The 17,515-nt window shown below is 37.7% G+C and carries 16 protein-coding genes; 12 read left to right on the plus strand and 4 right to left on the minus strand.

Annotated elements, in window-relative coordinates; all coding sequences use genetic code 11:
• Position 1: 1 nt before the first annotated feature.
• Both FVB32_RS12485 and FVB32_RS12490 read right to left on the minus strand, forming a co-directional pair.
• Positions 2–1,786 carry a DEAD/DEAH box helicase gene (locus FVB32_RS12485; RefSeq protein ID WP_147744129.1) on the minus strand — a complete coding sequence of 595 codons (1,785 nt, stop codon included), beginning with the start codon at positions 1,784–1,786 and terminating at the stop codon, positions 2–4.
• Between the two features lie 142 nt (positions 1,787–1,928).
• Positions 1,929–2,510, minus strand: coding sequence for a non-canonical purine NTP diphosphatase (locus FVB32_RS12490; protein WP_147744130.1), 582 nt, complete (start codon positions 2,508–2,510; stop codon positions 1,929–1,931).
• Between the two features lie 62 nt (positions 2,511–2,572).
• Between FVB32_RS12490 and FVB32_RS12495 the strand changes: the two genes are divergently transcribed.
• The 4 genes from FVB32_RS12495 (at position 2,573) to FVB32_RS12510 (ending at position 6,888) form a co-directional block, all read left to right on the plus strand.
• Positions 2,573–3,025: a methyltransferase family protein gene (locus FVB32_RS12495; protein ID WP_147744131.1), complete on the plus strand. Its 453-nt coding sequence runs from the start codon at positions 2,573–2,575 to the stop codon at positions 3,023–3,025.
• An 11-nt stretch (positions 3,026–3,036) separates the two neighbouring features.
• On the plus strand, positions 3,037–3,816 hold the full coding sequence (locus tag FVB32_RS12500; protein ID WP_147744132.1) for an alpha/beta fold hydrolase: 780 nt from the start codon (positions 3,037–3,039) through the stop codon (positions 3,814–3,816).
• A gap of 130 nt (positions 3,817–3,946) precedes the next feature.
• A complete protein-coding gene (serA, locus tag FVB32_RS12505) occupies positions 3,947–5,839 on the plus strand; it encodes a phosphoglycerate dehydrogenase (protein WP_147745061.1) in 1,893 nt (630 codons plus the stop codon).
• 125 nt (positions 5,840–5,964) lie between these two features.
• Positions 5,965–6,888 (plus strand): type IV pili methyl-accepting chemotaxis transducer N-terminal domain-containing protein, encoded by a 924-nt coding sequence (locus tag FVB32_RS12510; protein WP_147744133.1) that lies wholly within the window; start codon positions 5,965–5,967, stop codon positions 6,886–6,888.
• Here the strand turns inward: FVB32_RS12510 and rlmH are convergent.
• Positions 6,860–7,333: a 23S rRNA (pseudouridine(1915)-N(3))-methyltransferase RlmH gene (gene rlmH, locus FVB32_RS12515; protein ID WP_147744134.1), complete on the minus strand. Its 474-nt coding sequence runs from the start codon at positions 7,331–7,333 to the stop codon at positions 6,860–6,862. The two genes, FVB32_RS12510 and rlmH, sit on opposite strands and share 29 nt — an antisense overlap.
• Before the next feature lie 89 nt (positions 7,334–7,422).
• Here rlmH and nadC point away from each other — a divergent pair, with 89 nt between their 5' ends.
• The 4 genes from nadC to priA are packed head-to-tail and all read left to right on the plus strand — an operon-like array spanning position 7,423 to position 12,146.
• Positions 7,423–8,280 (plus strand): carboxylating nicotinate-nucleotide diphosphorylase, encoded by an 858-nt coding sequence (nadC, locus tag FVB32_RS12520; RefSeq protein WP_147744135.1) that lies wholly within the window; start codon positions 7,423–7,425, stop codon positions 8,278–8,280.
• On the plus strand, positions 8,280–9,257 hold the full coding sequence (locus tag FVB32_RS12525; protein ID WP_147744136.1) for a YihY/virulence factor BrkB family protein: 978 nt from the start codon (positions 8,280–8,282) through the stop codon (positions 9,255–9,257). The genes nadC and FVB32_RS12525 overlap by 1 nt, the downstream gene beginning before the upstream one ends.
• Positions 9,235–9,684, plus strand: a complete 450-nt coding sequence (locus FVB32_RS12530; RefSeq protein ID WP_147744137.1) for a DUF2147 domain-containing protein — start codon at positions 9,235–9,237, stop codon at positions 9,682–9,684. The genes FVB32_RS12525 and FVB32_RS12530 overlap by 23 nt, the downstream gene beginning before the upstream one ends.
• Positions 9,685–9,689: 5 nt before the next feature.
• Positions 9,690–12,146, plus strand: a complete 2,457-nt coding sequence (gene priA, locus FVB32_RS12535) for a replication restart helicase PriA (protein WP_147744138.1) — start codon at positions 9,690–9,692, stop codon at positions 12,144–12,146.
• Here the strand turns inward: priA and FVB32_RS12540 are convergent, their stop codons facing one another.
• Positions 12,147–12,839 carry a LytR/AlgR family response regulator transcription factor gene (locus FVB32_RS12540; protein ID WP_147744139.1) on the minus strand — a complete coding sequence of 231 codons (693 nt, stop codon included), beginning with the start codon at positions 12,837–12,839 and terminating at the stop codon, positions 12,147–12,149.
• A gap of 236 nt (positions 12,840–13,075) precedes the next feature.
• Here FVB32_RS12540 and rpsF point away from each other — a divergent pair, with 236 nt between their 5' ends.
• The 4 genes from rpsF (at position 13,076) to FVB32_RS12560 (ending at position 17,441) form a co-directional block, all read left to right on the plus strand.
• Positions 13,076–13,414, plus strand: a complete 339-nt coding sequence (rpsF, locus tag FVB32_RS12545) for a 30S ribosomal protein S6 (protein ID WP_055392374.1) — start codon at positions 13,076–13,078, stop codon at positions 13,412–13,414.
• Between the two features lie 3 nt (positions 13,415–13,417).
• Positions 13,418–13,714 (plus strand): 30S ribosomal protein S18, encoded by a 297-nt coding sequence (gene rpsR, locus FVB32_RS12550; protein ID WP_106145737.1) that lies wholly within the window; start codon positions 13,418–13,420, stop codon positions 13,712–13,714.
• A gap of 13 nt (positions 13,715–13,727) precedes the next feature.
• Complete coding sequence (gene rplI / locus FVB32_RS12555) at positions 13,728–14,180, plus strand: 50S ribosomal protein L9 (protein ID WP_147744140.1); 453 nt, start codon at positions 13,728–13,730, stop codon at positions 14,178–14,180.
• 99 nt (positions 14,181–14,279) lie between these two features.
• Complete coding sequence (locus FVB32_RS12560) at positions 14,280–17,441, plus strand: TonB-dependent receptor (protein WP_147744141.1); 3,162 nt, start codon at positions 14,280–14,282, stop codon at positions 17,439–17,441.
• The last annotated feature ends 74 nt before the right edge of the window (positions 17,442–17,515 follow it).

The raw sequence follows: 17,515 nt of genomic DNA on the forward strand, positions 1-17,515 counted from the left end.
ACTAATAGAACCCTGGACGTTTTTTACCACTTCTTTTGCTGGAGTTCCCTTTTCTACCTCCTTTAAAAGATTTGTTGTCGCCTCCTTTTCGGTAACCACCGTCTCCTCCTTTTCTATGGCCTCGTTTTCTATCACGTTTTCTTCCTCCACCTTTTCCAGATCCACCAGGGTTTTTAGAAACCTCTACATTAATAAAACGCCCATCCACTTTAAATTCAGTAAAGGTCTGAAGTACTAGTTCCGTATGCTGAGCGTCTGTATTAAAGAATGAAAAACTGTCTTTGGTATCAACATTAAAGACATCTTCTTTTTCAAGATTCAGGGTATCTCTTAGGAAATCTTTAAGCGACATCCAGTCGTAACCATCGCGTTCTCCTACGTTGATAAAGTATCGCACAGAGCCACTTGAGGGACCACTTCCTTTGGAACCTTCACCTCTCTCACCTCTTTCTCTACCACCTTCAGCAGAGTTTAGGTCTCTTGTTTTGCTGTAATAATTGTAAAAACGAGTAAATTCTACGGAAATAATTTTTTTAACCAGTTCTTCGCGATCAACACCTTCTAAAACATCATTAATGGCTGGAAGGTAATTGTCTATCTCTGGATTTATTTCAGTTTCCTTAATTCTGTTGGCCAAATGGTATAACTGTATTTCACAGATTTCGATACCCGTTGGAATTTTCTTTGATAGAAAAGACTGTTGTATTTTGCTCTCGATGGATTTAATTTTTCGCAACTCGGAACGGGTTACAATTACCATTGAAATCCCAGATTTTCCTGCTCGGCCCGTACGTCCACTTCTGTGGGTATAGGTTTCAATCTCATCAGGAAGTTGGTAGTTGATTACGTGGGTGATGTCATCCACATCAATTCCTCTAGCTGCAACATCAGTTGCAACAAGCATCTGCACTTGTTTTTTACGGAAGGAATTCATGACTAAATCCCTTTGATTTTGACTTAGGTCGCCATGCAAGGCTCCCGCATTGTAACCATCTTCAATAAGCTTTTCAGCTACTTTTTGTGTATCTCTTTTTGTTCTGCAGAATATTACAGAGAAAATACCAGGATTAGCATCAGCCAAACGCTTAAGTGCAGGATAACGGTCACGTCCACTTACTTGATAGTATTCATGCTGTACTGTTGAAGTTCCTGCATTTTTAGTCCCAATAGTAATTTCTTGGGGTTTGTGCATGAATTTTTTGGCGATTACCGATACTTCTTTTGGCATGGTTGCAGAAAACAACCACGTGAGCTTTTCTTTTGGTGTGTTGGATAAAATATCCTTAATGTCTTCAAAGAAGCCCATGTTCAGCATTTCATCCGCTTCATCAAGCACGCAATAATCGATTTTTGAAATGTCAACCATTTTGCGACCGATCATATCCTTCATCCTTCCAGGAGTAGCAACAATAATCTGAGCTCCGCGTTTTATTTGCCTTGCCTGATCAGATATGCTTGCTCCACCGTAAATGGCTACCGTACTAAGGCCTTTAACGTATTTGGAATACAGTTTAAGCTCGTTGGTAATTTGCAAGCAAAGCTCACGAGTAGGGGAAAGGATAAGACCTTGAGTGGTTCTACTTTCAGATTGTATTTTTTGAATCATGGGAAAACCAAAAGCTGCGGTTTTTCCAGTTCCTGTTTGAGCTAGGGCGACCAAATCGGTTTCCTGCTCCAATAAAATAGGGATTGCTTTTTCTTGTACTTCTGATGGAGTCTCAAATCCAAGATCGGAAATAGCATCCAATAGGGGTTTGTCCAACCCCAGACTTTCAAATTTTGTCATTTTTGGTATATACCTTAAATCGCAAATATGTTGTGTTGCATAGAGCGATTTTGTATTACCCACTGGAGCCCCTCGCAACACCATGCCCATACCGGCGGCGTTAATAAAGGCGCAAAGGTACACCAATTTGTTAAGTTGGTGACTATAAGTCCTGTTTTTTGAGAAATGCCACAAGCTTTTGCATGGCACGCCCTCTGTGACTTATAGCGTTTTTGATTTCTGAACTCAGTTCTCCGAAAGTTTTATCATGCCCTTCGGGCTTAAAAATGGGGTCATACCCAAATCCGTTTGTTCCAAATTCTTGATGCGGAATGCTTCCGTTAACGATTCCTTCAAAAGTGTAAGCTTCTCCATTTAGATTCAAATGCATTACCGTCTTAAAATATGCTGATCTATCCTGCTGATTTTTCAGTTCAACCAATAATTTGGCCATGTTGTCCTTGGCACTTTTTTGTTCTCCAGCATAGCGGGCTGAATATACCCCAGGTGCCCCCTTTAAAGCGTTAACCAATAATCCAGTATCGTCTGAGAAACAATCAAAACCATAGTTTTGGGTAATATGGTCAGCTTTTATCTTGGCATTTTCTTCTAATGTTGCTCCTGTTTCTGGAATCTCTTCAAAACAACCAATATCATCTAAAGACAGTAATTTGATCTTGGGTGGTAAAAGCTCCTGAACTTCTTTTAGTTTATATAGATTGTGCGTTGCAAAAACAAGTTTCAAGGTAGCGTATGATTCGTTAAAGGTTAAAAATAGTAATTTCGACCTAATAACTTTAGTATCATATGAAGTTGAAATTACCACCTCCCTTGGTCATGGCAGGTTTTGGAGTACTAATGTACCTTCTAGACAGGTTCTTACCTTTTGGGGACTTTGACTTTTTTGGAAGAAGTGAGCTTGCTTTGTTTCTGTTTGGAACCGCATTTTTGGTTATGCTCTTGGCCATTGTCCAGTTTTTACGTGCAAAAACCACAACTGACCCTATAAATTTGAATAAAACAAGCAGTTTGGTCACAACGGGTATTTTTAAATTTACGCGCAACCCAATGTATTTGGGAATGCTATTGTTGTTATTAGGGTTTGGTTTAAAGCTTGGCAATGCATTCAATACGCTATTGGCCGTGGGATTTGTTTATTTTATGAATCATTTTCAAATTAAAAATGAGGAAAAAGCTCTAAATGCAAAGTTTGGGAAGGAATATAGTTTTTATTGCAAAATGACCAGACGTTGGTTTTAAATCAGAAAATTTTGAAGAAGTATTATTTCATATGGTTTTTGTTTTTTGGGTTGGGATTACAAGCACAAACCCAGTTTTTTTCTTCATTTGATGGTACTCAAGTTGCGTATAGTGATGAAGGTAGTGGAAAGGCCGTTATACTTGTTCATGGATTTATCAATACCGGAGGTATGTGGGAAAGATCCATTTTAAAAAAGCAACTTTTAGAATCGGGTTATCGCGTGATTGTCCCAGATTTAAGGGGCAATGGACAATCTGACCAATCGGAAAATCCGGAGGCATACAAAGATGACGCTGAAGTAAAAGACTTGGACCATTTTATAAACCATCTGAATTTGGAGGAATTGGACGTGATTGGATATTCCAGGGGCAGCATTGTGTTGGCCAAATTTTTGGTGAATGAAAAGCGCATAAAACGTGCTGTATTAGGTGGTATGGGGGTTGATTTCACAAATCCAGAATGGGACAGAAGAATTCTTTTTATGAATGCTTTTGATGGAAAAATAACTGAGGAAACAAAAGGAGCCGTAGATTATGCAACCTCCATAGGAGCTAACCTTAAAATTCTTCATTTGCTTCAAAAGTACCAACCAGTAACAAGTCTAGAAGAACTAAAGGAAATTTCTGCTGAGGTGCTCATAATTGCCGGAGACCAGGATTTGGATAATGGAAATCCCGAGGCACTCAAAAATGAGATTCCGAATAGCCAATTGCGTATTGTACCTGGAGATCATAATGGTACGTATAAAACAATACAGTTTTCAAATGAAATAATTCAATTTTTGGACTAAAAATCAACATTTTGGAACATTTTTATCCAGATTTTTGATATATCCATATTTGTAAACTGTTTTTGATAACTTCCAAATTCAGGGATAGAATTAATGTTTATTTTTAAACCCTAATTTTTTGGAGAAATTCATGGTAGAAGTGGGACGCAAGTACGTTTTTGATTTTGATAGTACCCTAACCAGGGTAGAAGCATTGGATGTTTTGGCAGAGATGACCCTTCAGGGAAAATCAAACAAGGAAGAAGTAATACAGGAGATTCAGCATATCACTAATCTTGGAATTGATGGCGATATTTCTTTTACAGAATCCTTGGAACGCAGAATACAACTTTTAAATGCTCATAAGAACGATTTGGAAGGTTTGGTAGAGGAGCTGCGCCAGAAAATTTCAAAATCCATTGCATCCAACAAAGAGTTCTTTGAAAAATTTTCGGATGATATCTATGTGATTTCATGTGGTTTTAAAGAGTTTATTGATCCTATTGTTGAAGAATATAACATCCCATCCGATAGGGTATATGCCAATACGTTCAAGTGTGATGATGAGGGAAATATCATAGGATTTGATGAGACCAATGTCTTGGCTTCCCACAATGGAAAGATAGAATGTCTTAAAAATTTGGATTTAGATGGGGAGGTTCAAGTTATTGGCGATGGCTATAGCGATTATGTAATGCGTGAGGCAGGGATTGCAGATAAGTTTTTCGCATACACAGAAAATGTACATCGTGAAAAAGCTGCTAACAACGCGGATCATGTAACCCCTAACTTGGATGAGTTTCTTTTTGTGAACGATTTGCCCAGAAACATATCGTACCCTAAAAACAGGATTAAAATCTTGCTTTTAGAGAATGTGCATCCAGATGCCTTTGAAAATCTATCAGAAGATGGTTTCTCCGTAGAATTGGTCAAACATAGCCTACCAGAAGAGGAACTTATTGAAAAAATCAAAGGAGTTCATGTGTTGGGAATTAGGTCTAAAACCCAGGTTACCCAAAAAGTATTGGATGCCGCTAACAAATTGTTGGTAGTGGGAGCCTTTTGCATAGGTACTACGCAAATAGATTTGGAATACAGCAAAAAGAAAGGCGTAGTAGTTTTCAATGCGCCTTATAGCAATACCAGATCGGTTGTGGAACTGGCCATTGGACAAATCATTATGCTTATGCGTAATGTTTTTACCAGAAGTATGGAAATCCACAAAGGCAAATGGAACAAAACAGCTGCAAACTCTAGAGAAGTAAGAGGAAAAAACCTTGGTATAATAGGATATGGAAATATAGGGAAGCAGCTATCCGTTTTGGCAGAGGCCATTGGTATGCGAGTTTATTATTATGATGTTGCAGATAAATTAGCCTTGGGGAACGCCACTAAATGTAATACCCTTGAAGATTTACTTTCTGTTTCTGATGTTGTCACCCTTCATATTGATGATAACAAAGCCAATAAGGATTTTATAGGAGAGCGAGAAATCAACCAAATGCGGGATGGGGCATTGTTTATAAATCTTTCAAGAGGTTTTGTGGTTGATATCGATGCACTCGCATCAGCATTAAAAAGTGGAAAGTTGGCAGGAGCCGCAGTGGATGTTTATCCTGAAGAACCTAGAAGTAATGGAAGTTTTGGTACAGCACTGCAAGGATTGCCAAACGTTATTCTTACTCCGCATGTGGGGGGAAGCACGGAGGAAGCTCAACGTGATATAGCCGATTTTGTTCCCAATAAGATAATGGATTACGTAAACTCTGGTAATTCAGTGGATGCGGTCAATTTCCCCAATATTAGATTGCCCAAGCAGACGAATGCGCATCGTTTTCTTCATATTCATAAGAATGTTCCCGGAATTATGGCAAAAATCAATGAGGTATTGGCCAAATATGAGATGAATATTACAGGACAATATCTTTCCACAGATAGCGAGGTTGGTTATGTAATAACCGATTTGGATAAGGAGTATAATAAGGAGGTGATGAAAGCACTTAAGAATGTGGAGAACACCATAAAGTTCAGGGTGCTATATTAATTCTTCTTTAGAATCCTTTTTACTTCGTTTCACCCTATCAAATAACCGTTTCACAACATTTTCCAATGCAGCCGTTTTATTTAAGGTAAATTGTAATCAAATTCTTACTAAAAATGATTACCTGAATGAAGATTGGGAAGTTGCAACTATTTAAAAAAGGTTTTAGGGCGTATTATCTGTTGGTGATTTCCATTGTGTTATTGACCATAACGATTCAATCCATGACCCAATATTCGTTAAATCAGCAAAGGTCAACCGCATTGATTGTAAACCTAGCAGGAAGACAGCGGATGTTAAGCCAAAAGCTTCTTAATGAACTATATTCATGTAGATACCATAACTGTGATTATGCTGAAATGAAGTTGGCATTAACCAAGTTGTACCAAATGAACAGGTTTTTGCAAGAAGGGAACATGGGCTTAAAATTAGAACCTTTGGATGACGAAGAAATTCTTAAGGAATTTAGAAGATTGGAGCCTCATTTGGAATGGATGTATAGTGAATTGAAGGACTTTCAAAATTTTAAAAATGTTTCCTTTAACGATATAAGATATCGTGTAGATCGGTTTTTGGTAATTATGGATGGTATAGTTAATCAGTTTCAGAAAAAAGCTGAAAAAGATATTAAAACCATGATGATTATAGAATTGGAGCTTGCCATATTTTCAATAGTCATTATATTCTTTGAAATCTTTTTCATAGTAAACCCTATTATCAATAGAATTGTGGATCAAAAAAAGAGATTGGCCGAGATTGCATGGCACCAATCCCATGTTTTTAATTCGCATATGAAAAACATTACGGATCTTCAATATGTATTGACCGTTGAAAAGAACCCCGAACGCAAAAACGAAATTTATGGATTTATAGGGGAAGAATTGAACCATTTGAAAATGGTATCCCAAAACATGGTTAAATCCTTAGAGGAAACAACAGAGGATCCCAAAGCACATCATTTGGTCATTAGAAAAGTTGAAGGATTTTTAGAAAAGTATAACCTTATGGGAGAAGAAAAAGAGCTTATTGATGATGATACGGCTCATTCTTAAGAATAGTAAACCCTCTGTATAACTGTTCTACAGCAAATAGTCGTACCATTTGATGCGAAAAAGTCATCTTTGACATGCTAAGTTTATCATTGCACTTTTGGTATACATCATCGCTAAAACCATAAGGACCTCCAATAACCAAAACTAACCTCTTAAGGCCACTGTTCATTTTTTTTTGTAAGAATTGCGAAAATTCCATTGATGAATAATGCTTTCCTTTTTCATCCAAAAGAACTAATGCATCTCCTGGTTGTAGCTGAGCTAAAATCAATTCCCCCTCCTTCTGTTTTTGCTGTGCCTCTGAAAGATTTTTACTGTTTTTAATGTCAGGAAGAATGAGAAAATCAAATTTTATATAATGCTTTAAGCGCTTCTCGTAAATAGCTATGAGTTGGGATAGCTCTGTATTATCAGTCTTGCCAATGGCCAGTAGTGTAATTTGCATAACCAAAATTAATTTTTTCAATCGAAACAAAGACAAATGTAAATTGATGGGAGTAATGTTTTTATTATTTTCGTTAAAACCCCATTTGAATGATTACCCAGGAGCAATTCCAAAAAGAGATACAGTTGATAATTAAAAATGCCATCCGGGAAGATGTTGGAGATGGTGACCACAGTTCTTTGGCCTGTATTCCTGATTCAGCTGAGGGTAAAGCCAAATTGTTGGTAAAAGACCAAGGCATTATCGCAGGAGTGGAATTTGCGGAGCAAGTATTTAAATGCGTTGACCCAAATATGAAAGTGGAACGGTTACTTTCTGATGGCGATGAGGTAAAATACGGAGATATTGTATTTACGGTAGCGGGAGGTTCTCAAAGCATTCTAAAAGCAGAACGTTTGGTACTCAATGCAATGCAGCGAATGAGTGCCATCGCTACAAAGACAAAAAGTTTTGTGAGGCTACTAGAAGGTACCCAAACCAAAATCTTGGATACTAGAAAGACCACTCCGGGTATCAGAGCTTTAGAAAAATGGGCGGTAAAGATTGGGGGAGGGGAAAACCATAGATTTGCACTCTATGATATGATTATGCTGAAAGACAATCACATCGATTTTGCAGGTGGCATCAAGAAAGCAATCCAAAAAACCCAACAATACCTGTTGGATACGGATAGGGATTTAAAAATTATTGTGGAAGCGCGTGATTTAGAAGAAGTGGAAAAAATTCTTGAAGCTGGAGGAACATATAGGATTCTCTTGGATAATTTTGATTATAAAACCACGAGAGAAGCGGTGCAGATGATTGGAGACAAATGTCTTACAGAGTCTTCTGGAGGTATTAATGAAAACACCATTAGGGATTATGCCGAATGCGGTGTGGACTATATCTCTTCTGGAGCGTTGACCCATTCTGTGCACAATATGGATTTAAGCTTAAAAGCAATGTAATGTCTGTAGCCATAGAAGAAGAATTAGAAAAGATTCCGGTGGTCAACTGGTTGGTGAGGCTACTAAAAAAGATAAAACTGAAAGCCTTTGAAGGGCTCTCGTTTTATGACCTATTGGAAATGTATGTGTTGGGAATTGTAAAAGGCACACTATCCTCAAGAGCGAGTTCCATTGCATTCAGTCTTTTTATGGCGTTGTTCCCATTGTTAATCTTTTTAGTTACTCTTTTACCTTTCATTATTCCATATGCAAGCGTAGGAAATGAAAATTTTGATGGTCAGTTCCTCATTTTTTTAGAGTCATTTCTACCCTCGGCAACAAGTGATTACTTTGGTGATATTTACCAACAAATCAAAGATCAAAAACGTGGAGGCTTGCTTTCTTCAACCTTCTTAGTTTCTATTTTTTTAGTGGCGAATGGGGTAAATGCGATTTTTGGAGGATTTGAAAATTCCTACCATGTAGAATTGACCAGAAACTTTTTACGACAATATGCCTACGCACTAATGGTGGGATTAATTCTTTCCATATTGTTGGTCATAGGTGCAGTGGCCTTTGTATATTTTGAGTTTTATATTGTGGAATATACCAGCGAATATCTGGGCAAGACATTGGGATATGATGTAGAAAAAGGAGACGTAATAGGAATACAAATAACCAAGATTGTCTTTTTTATGTTGCTCTCCTACCTTACTACTGCCATTCTATACTATTTTGGTACTGCGGAAGGAAGAAAAGCCAGATTCTTTTCAGCGGGCGCTTTAATGACCACCTTATTGTTTGTACTTACTTCCTATTTGTTTGGGGTCTATGTGGAAAAGTTTGCCCGGTACAACGAATTTTATGGAGCATTAGGAGGATTACTGATTTTAATGGTGTTTATTTGGCTGAATTCGAATATTTTGTTATTGGGGTTTGAGCTAAACGCAACCCTTAATTCTTTAAAGAAGAAACATGAAAAAAGGCAAAAAGCGTAATCATATTGTAGTTCTTATTTTTTTGTTCATGCTTCAGGTTTCTTGGTCCCAAACGGTATTTGGTAAATGGAAAACCATTGATGATCGTAATGGTATAACCAAAGCCATTGTAGAGGTATATGAAGAAAATGGTCTTTTACAGGCTAGAATTCTAAAGATTCTTGAAAAAGGAAAGGAAAATGCCCTATGTATCAAGTGCAAAGGAGACCTAAAAGATAAGCCGGTCACTGGAATGAAGATTATGGATGATTATAAACGGAACAATAAGGGAGAATATAAGGGAAGTAGACTTTTTGATCCAGAACAGGCCATGACATTTAGAGGAAAGGTATGGTTAGATCCAAAAGACAGTAATAGGCTAAAGGTGAGGGGGTATTTGGCATTTTTGTACAGAACCCAAACTTGGCATAGAGTGCTAGATGAATAACCGTTATGCATTATTTTTTAGATATAGTCCTGCCCATTCCATTAGAGCGGCTTTTCACGTATAAAATTTCTGAACAAGAGGCGGATTTTTTAAAAGTAGGTATGCGGGTTGCGGTCCCTTTTGGGAAATCCAAAATCTATACTGCATTGGCCTACAACGTCCATCAAGTGGCGCCGGAATTATACGAGGCAAAGGAAATCTATCAAATCTTAGATGAAAAACCCCTTATCAACACATTTCAATTAAAACATTGGGAATGGATTGCTCAATATTATATGTGCACTTTGGGAGAAGTGTTTCGAAGTGCCTTACCCAGTGCTTTTTTGTTGGAGAGCGAAACCTTGGTGCTGCCTAATAAGGATACTATCATTGATGAATTGGATTTAAACGACAATGAATTTTTGATTTATGAGGCGCTCCAACATCAAACTGCTTTAAAAATAGGAGAGATAAGCGGAATTGTAGATAAAAAAAATGTGCTTCCACTGGTAAACAGGCTGGTTCAAAAAGGAGTGGTGCTTCAAAAAGAAGAACTTTATGAACAGTATAAGCCGAAGCTGGTACGGTATGTAAAACTTGGCGAAGTTTACCAAAATGAAGAAAAACTGGAAGAATTGCTCATCAATCTTTCTAGGGCTCCCAAGCAAAGTCAGGTGGTACTATCACTTTTCCAACTTCAAGCAAAGACCAAGAAACCCATTCCCGTTACAGATTTAGAAAAGGAGAGTGGAAGTTCCCGAGCCGTTATAAAAGCCCTCATCGATAAGTCGGTACTTGAAGAATATCATATTAGAACAGACAGGGTTCAGCATGATGAAAATTCAAAAAACACTGAGAGTATTGAACTGAATTCATATCAACAAGATGCCTTTAAGGCCATAAACGAAAGTTTTGCACAGAAAAAAACAGCCTTACTGCATGGAGTTACTTCTTCAGGCAAGACCGAGGTATATATCAAGCTAATTGAACAGTGTTTAGAAGAAGGGAAACAAGCACTATATCTGCTACCAGAAATTGCACTGACTTCTCAACTCATAGGAAGGTTGCGCGAATATTTTGGCGATAAGGTTTCCGTATATCACTCAAAATATAGCATTCATGAGCGCGTGGAGGTGTGGAACAATGTAGTGGCCAATGCCGATAAGGCTCAGATTGTAATTGGTGCTCGTTCCTCCTTGTTTTTGCCCTTTTCCAATTTGGGGTTGGTGGTCATTGATGAGGAGCATGAAAGTTCTTTTAAACAATTTGACCCTGCACCAAGATATCATGCCCGTGATGCGGCTATTGTATTGGCATCGCTTCATAGCGCTCATTGCGTGTTGGGTTCCGCAACGCCCAGTATAGAAAGCATGGATAATGCGAAAAAAGGAAAATATGGGTATGCTAGTATAAAACATAGGTATGGGGATGTACTCATGCCAGATATTTCTCTGGTTGATATAAAAGAGGCTACCAGAAAAAAACGCATGAAAGGACATTTTTCTGAAACTTTGTTCAATGCCATTCAGGAGGCTCTCGAAGAAGGAGAACAAATTATTCTTTTTCAGAACAGAAGAGGTTTTGCTCCTATAATAGAGTGTACCACCTGCGGACACGTATCGCAATGCCCAAATTGTGATGTAAGCTTAACATATCATCAACATCGAAATCAATTACGTTGTCACTATTGTGGGTATCATATGGCTTTGCAACAAGGTTGCTTGGCTTGTGGAAGCCCTACTTTAGATAAAAAGGGATTTGGTACAGAGCAGATTCAAGAAGAGTTGAAGCAGCTTTTCCCAGAAATTAATGTAGGCCGAATGGATTTGGATACCACAAGAGGAAAGTATGCCTATGAAAAATTGATAACTGCTTTTGAGCAACAGGAAATGGACATTTTAGTAGGAACACAAATGGTGACCAAAGGGCTCGATTTTAGAAATGTAAGTTTGGTTGGTATTATGAATGCAGATTCTTTGTTGAATTTTCCAGATTACAGAGCCCATGAAAGAAGTTTTCAAATGCTCACGCAGGTCGCGGGCAGGGCAGGGAGGACCCAAAAAAGAGGTAAAGTATTGATACAGACGTACAATCCGTATCATCAGATATTGCAGCAGGTTACCACTAACAATTATGATAAAATGTTCTCTGAACAGTATTATGAGCGGGAACAATTTAAATACCCACCTTTGGTGCGTATTATCAAACTAACGTTAAAAGATAAAGATTACAATAAACTAAACGAGGCGGCCCAGTGGTTTGCCAGTTCTTTAAAAAATGTGCTTGGTCATCAAATTCTTGGACCAGAGTACCCACCTGTTGCCAGAATACGTAGGGATTACTTAAAGAATATATTAATTAAAGTGGGCAAGGGACAATCATTGCCACAAACAAAAAATAGCATTAAAAGAATTGAAAAATCTTTTAATGCTATTTCTAAGTATAAAAGTGTGAGACTCGTCTACAATGTAGACCACATATAATTATACGTTGGCAAGTGCTTCTGCCAGTTCTGTCTTTTTATTTCTACTTAATGGAATCTGTCTGCCCCCAACCTCTACATTCTTGCTATTGAATTTTTCAATTTTTTCCAGATTCACTATATAAGATTTATGGATTCGTAGAAACTTTTCAGCAGGCAATTGCTGCTCAAAAGATTTCATAGTGGAAAGAATTACAATATTGGCTTCATCTGTCACCAATTTAATGTAATCTCCCAATGCCTCAATCCATTTAATATCGTTTAAGATAACCTTACGCTTTTTAAGGTTGCTCTTTACAAAAATATGCTCCTCATCTTCATCCACCCTATTTATTTGCTCGTACTTGGCTACTGCTCTTTTAACAGAAGACTCAAAACGGGCTAAGGTGATAGGTTTGTGAAGGTAATCCGTTACATCATAATCAAAAGCCTTTAGCGCATAATCAGGCTTTCCTGTGATTAAAATAACTTGAGGAGGGTTCTCCAATGCCTCTAAAAGGTCAAAACCACTAATGATTGGCATCTCAACATCTAGAAAGATTAAATCGATGTCATGGTTCTTAAGACCGTTCTTAGCTTCAATAGCATTACTATATTCGGCTACTAGGGCAAGATGTGGGTGATTGTTGACCAATTTGGCAACGGCCATCCGTTGCATTGAGGAGTCGTCTACAATTATACTTTTTAATTTCATAGAATGGGGTGATTTGTAGGGTTTTAAATCATCGGCAAATTACATAAAAAAGGCGTTTAACGGCAACAAAAGATGTAAACATGGTCTATTTTGTTGTGTATATTACCATATACGTTACGTAGGTTTGCTTAGTTCATTTATGTTAATAACTATTAATGGTTAAACGAAGATTTTATGCTTTTCTTGCGAGAAGAAGTAATTATTACTAATTTTGCGCTCCTTTAAAAATATAATATATGAACCATTACGAAACTGTTTTCATTTTAAATCCCGTTCTGTCTGAAACACAGATAGAGGAAACAGTTAAGAAATTTGAAGATTTCTTAATTAAGAATGGTGGCAAAATGGTCTCCAAAGAAAACTGGGGACTAAAGAAATTAGCCTATCCCATTCAACACAAGAAAAGTGGTTTTTACCACTTATTTGAATTCACCGTTCCCGGTGAAGTAATTTCTCCTTATGAGCTAGAATTTAGAAGAGATGAGCGTATTATGCGTTTTCTAACTGTTAAGTTAGATAAGCACGCTATTTCTTGGGCAGAAAGAAGAAGAACCAAATTAAAAGCAAAAGCATAGGGTATGGCATCAATAGAACAACAAGCAAAAGCAAAAAAAGACGGGGAAATCAGGTATTTGACCCCGTTGAACATTGAGACCAACAAGCAAAAGAAGTACTGTAGATTTAAAAAATCAGGAATTAAGTATATCGATTACAAGGATCCAGATTTTTTAATGAAGTTGGTGAACGAGCAAGGTAAACTGCTTCCAAGAAGACTTACAGGCACCTCTTTAAAGTACCAAAGAAAGGTAGCCCAAGCTGTTAAGCGTGCGCGCCATTTAGCCTTAATGCCGTATGTTGGCGATATGTTGAAATAAAAAATACTGAAGAATGGAACTTATTCTAAAAGAAGATATACAGGATTTAGGCTTTAAAGACGATGTCGTAACAGTAAAAAACGGTTACGGAAGAAACTACCTTATTCCTAAAGGTTTGGCTGCTTTAGCTACACCATCTGCAAAAAAGGTTTTGGCAGAAAACCTAAAGCAGAGAGCACATAAAGAAAAGAAAGTCATTGATGAAGCCAATAAAAAAGCAGAAGCTTTAAAACAATTGGAAATCAGAATTCCTGCAAAAGTAGGTGCTGGTGATAAATTGTTCGGTTCTGTAAATAATATTGATTTGGCCACTGCTTTGGATAAAGCGGGTCATGAAATTGACAGAAAATTCATTAGTATAAAAGGAGGAACAATCAAAAGAGTTGGGCCATATGACGCTCAAATCAGACTTCATAGAGAAGTGATTGTGGACTTTCCTTTTGAAGTAATCGCTGAGGCTAAATAAATACTTAGTTTTCGGTTAATAACTTAATAAGAGCTATGCGTGCATAGCTCTTTTTTTTGTTCTATGTTTGTAGACACTCAAAAAACTAACTCACTCATTATGAAGAAAATTTTACCACTTGGGGTACTGTTTTTTATGGTATTCACCTCCGCTTTTTCACAAGTCACCACATCCAACATCAGAGGTACTGTTGTTGATGATCAACAAGCTCCCCTTCTTGGAGCCAATGTAGTTGCCGTACACACACCAACAGGGACACGTTATGGCGCTATTACCAATGAAGAAGGTAGGTTTAACTTGCTCAACCTTAGGGTTGGTGGACCTTACGAAGTTACCATCTCATACATTGGATTTAAAAGCAGTGTTAGAAACGATGTATTTCTGTCTTTAGGAAAGACGTTTAATTTTAATGCTTCTTTAGTACCAGATAGCCAAGCTTTGGATGAAGTAATTGTGGTTTCTGACCAAACTGGAACTTTTGGAAGTGATAGAACAGGAGCTGAAACCAGCGTAGGAAGAAGAGAATTGACAAGACTACCAACAATTTCAAGATCTACTAACGATTTTACACGTTTGGAACCTACAGCAAGTGCCGGTTCTTTTGGTGGTAGAAATGACCAATTCAATAATTTTTCTTTAGATGGAGCCATCTTCAACAACCCATTTGGTTTGGATGCAGCACAACCAGGAGGGCAGACTAATGCTACTCCTATATCCATAGATGCCATTGACCAAATCCAAGTAAGTACCGCTCCGTATGATGTAACACAATCTGGATTTACAGGAGCGTCAGTAAATGCGGTTACAAAAAGTGGTACAAACGAATTTTATGGTACCGTTTACGGATTTTTCAGAAATGATGACCTCACAGGTGGTAAAATAAATGGCGATGACGTTTTTAAAACAGGTTTAGAACAAAAGCAATATGGTTTCAGTATTGGAGGCCCAATAGTTAAAAACAAATTGTTCTTTTTCGTGAATTTTGAAAAAGACGATCTCACTTCTTTAGGAACAGATGGGTTTGTACCTAATACAGGTACCGGAGCTGCAAATGAGTCTAGAGTAACGCAATCAGATTTTGAGTTGGTTGATAACCTGTTAAGGCAAGTAGTCATAGGACAAGATGGACAAGGAAATGACATTTTTTACAACCCTGGAAGAATTACAGGATTCAACTTTGACCAAGAATCTACAAAAGGAATTTTCAAGTTGGATTGGAACATTAATGATAATAATCGATTGGCCATTATCTATAATTTCTTGGATGCTTCAAAAGGGAAACCTGCCAATCGTAATGCAATTCAATTTAGAGGGCCAGATTTGGCAACCTTGCAGTTTGAAAATGCTGGGTATGAAATCAATAATAGAATTCAGTCCGTTCAAATAGAACTGAACTCAACCTTGTCTAACAACGCTACAAACAAGTTACAAATAGGGTATACGCATTTTGATGACTTTAGAAGGCCATTTTCAACACCAGCACCTAGTATAACCATTTTAGATGCTGCCGGAACGTCCAGTTATATTATTGCGGGTCATGAACCTTTTTCTATCAATAACAAACTAGATCAAAAAGTATTTCAAGTCACAGATAATTTAAATTTCTTTAAAGGAGATCATACCTATACCGTAGGTTTTTCTTTTGAAAAGTTCCAGTTTGATAATTCCTTTAACTTAGGTGTCTTTGGTGCTCAAGGCGTATTTTTTCCAACGGGAACTATTACAGATTTCCCTGATTTCGCAAGCTCTGGTCAATTACAAGCAGCCTTTGATTCTGCTATTGCTACAGATGCAGCACTTAATGCTGCAGGACCCGGCGTAGCAGGTGGTTTGGCTTTAGCCGAAACCAATGTGGGGCAACTTTCATTTTATGCCCAAGATCAATGGGACATTACGGACAATTTTAAATTGACGTACGGATTACGCTTTGATAAGCCCTTATTTTTTGATACATCAGAAAAAGCACAAGAAGTAATAGATCGTAATTGTTGCTATAATCCAAGTATTGAATATACAGACCCATCAACAGGAGAAACTGCATTTTTTGATTCTACCCAATTGCCTTCGAACGATTGGTTAATCTCACCTAGAGTAGGATTTAACTGGGATGTAAATGGCGATGCTTCTTTACAATTAAGAGGAGGCTCAGGAGTCTTTACAGGTCGTTTTCCATTTGTATGGCTAGGAAATCAAGTGGCGAATCCTAATTTCTTTTTCTACACGGTTGTAGACCCTGACTTTAAATTTCCACAAGTTTGGAGAACCAATATAGGTGCGGACAAACGTTTTGAAAATGGCCTTGTAGCCACTTTGGATGTCTCGTACACAAAAGATATTAATGGAATACACGTTCAAAACTGGGGCTTGGCAGCTCCATCAGGTACGTTGAATACGCCATTTGACCAAAGAGCTTTTTATACAGATGCCGATAAATCTCCTAACTCTGCCTATGTATTTACAAATTCTGATGAAAATGGACGTATTTGGAATGTGGCAGGGAAAGTTCAAAAAACTTGGGACGATGGTTTGTACGCACAATTAGGATATAGCTTCCTGGATGCCAAGAGTGTAAACTCCATCGATGCGGAAATTACGAGTGATGCTTATAATGGTAATGCCATAGTGGGTAATTCCAATACAGCCGTATTGTCCAATGCCAGATATGGTGACAAACATCGCTTTATTGGGGTTATTTCCAAAGCATTCAAAACTGGAACAACCATATCTACCTTTTTTGAGTATGCAAAGGGAGGGCGTTACAATTATGTCCATGGAGGAAATATCAACGGCGATGATATTGCTGGAAATGGTGATGGATTCCAAAACGACCTGCTTTACATTCCAACAGCTTCAGAAGTGAGCCAAATGAATTTTAGCGAACCAGGACAAGCTGCAGCTTTTGAAGCGTTTATTCAACAAGATGATTATTTAAGTGATAATCGCGGTGAATATGCAGAGCGTTACGCTGCCTTGGCACCTTGGAGAAGTAGCTGGGATGTAAAAGTGCTTCAGGACATTAAATTGACTGATAAAAACAAGATTCAGCTAAGTTTAGACATATTGAATTTAGGGAATCTGATCAATTCAAATTGGGGTGTTGTTGAAATCCCAACCTTTAATCAGCTATTGGGTGTTTCTGTAGACGCTACGAATACACCAACCTATACATTTGATCCTAATTTAACAGAAACCTTTGCGGCAAATACCGCTGAAATCTCCAGATGGAGAGCTCAGGTAGGAGTTCGCTATATTTTTAATTAGAACAGTATAATTTATAGCAAGAAAGGCTGCGCAAAAGCGCGGCCTTTTTTATTTTTGCCGAATCAAATGAAAAT

The organism is Flagellimonas hymeniacidonis (genome assembly GCF_008040165.1).
Classification (GTDB): domain Bacteria; phylum Bacteroidota; class Bacteroidia; order Flavobacteriales; family Flavobacteriaceae; genus Flagellimonas; species Flagellimonas hymeniacidonis.

Coding starts and splice junctions, on each gene's coding strand:
- rpsR (WP_106145737.1), top strand. CDS start 13,418: ATGGCATCAATAGAACAACAAGCAAAAGCAAAAAAAGACGGGGAAATC.
- rlmH (WP_147744134.1), bottom strand. CDS start 7,333: ATGCAAATTACACTACTGGCCATTGGCAAGACTGATAATACAGAGCTA.
- FVB32_RS12495 (WP_147744131.1), top strand. CDS start 2,573: ATGAAGTTGAAATTACCACCTCCCTTGGTCATGGCAGGTTTTGGAGTA.
- FVB32_RS12525 (WP_147744136.1), top strand. CDS start 8,280: ATGTCTGTAGCCATAGAAGAAGAATTAGAAAAGATTCCGGTGGTCAAC.
- FVB32_RS12560 (WP_147744141.1), top strand. CDS start 14,280: ATGAAGAAAATTTTACCACTTGGGGTACTGTTTTTTATGGTATTCACC.
- rplI (WP_147744140.1), top strand. CDS start 13,728: ATGGAACTTATTCTAAAAGAAGATATACAGGATTTAGGCTTTAAAGAC.
- FVB32_RS12530 (WP_147744137.1), top strand. CDS start 9,235: ATGAAAAAAGGCAAAAAGCGTAATCATATTGTAGTTCTTATTTTTTTG.
- FVB32_RS12485 (WP_147744129.1), bottom strand. CDS start 1,786: ATGACAAAATTTGAAAGTCTGGGGTTGGACAAACCCCTATTGGATGCT.
- rpsF (WP_055392374.1), top strand. CDS start 13,076: ATGAACCATTACGAAACTGTTTTCATTTTAAATCCCGTTCTGTCTGAA.
- serA (WP_147745061.1), top strand. CDS start 3,947: ATGGTAGAAGTGGGACGCAAGTACGTTTTTGATTTTGATAGTACCCTA.
- FVB32_RS12540 (WP_147744139.1), bottom strand. CDS start 12,839: ATGAAATTAAAAAGTATAATTGTAGACGACTCCTCAATGCAACGGATG.
- priA (WP_147744138.1), top strand. CDS start 9,690: ATGCATTATTTTTTAGATATAGTCCTGCCCATTCCATTAGAGCGGCTT.
- nadC (WP_147744135.1), top strand. CDS start 7,423: ATGATTACCCAGGAGCAATTCCAAAAAGAGATACAGTTGATAATTAAA.
- FVB32_RS12510 (WP_147744133.1), top strand. CDS start 5,965: ATGAAGATTGGGAAGTTGCAACTATTTAAAAAAGGTTTTAGGGCGTAT.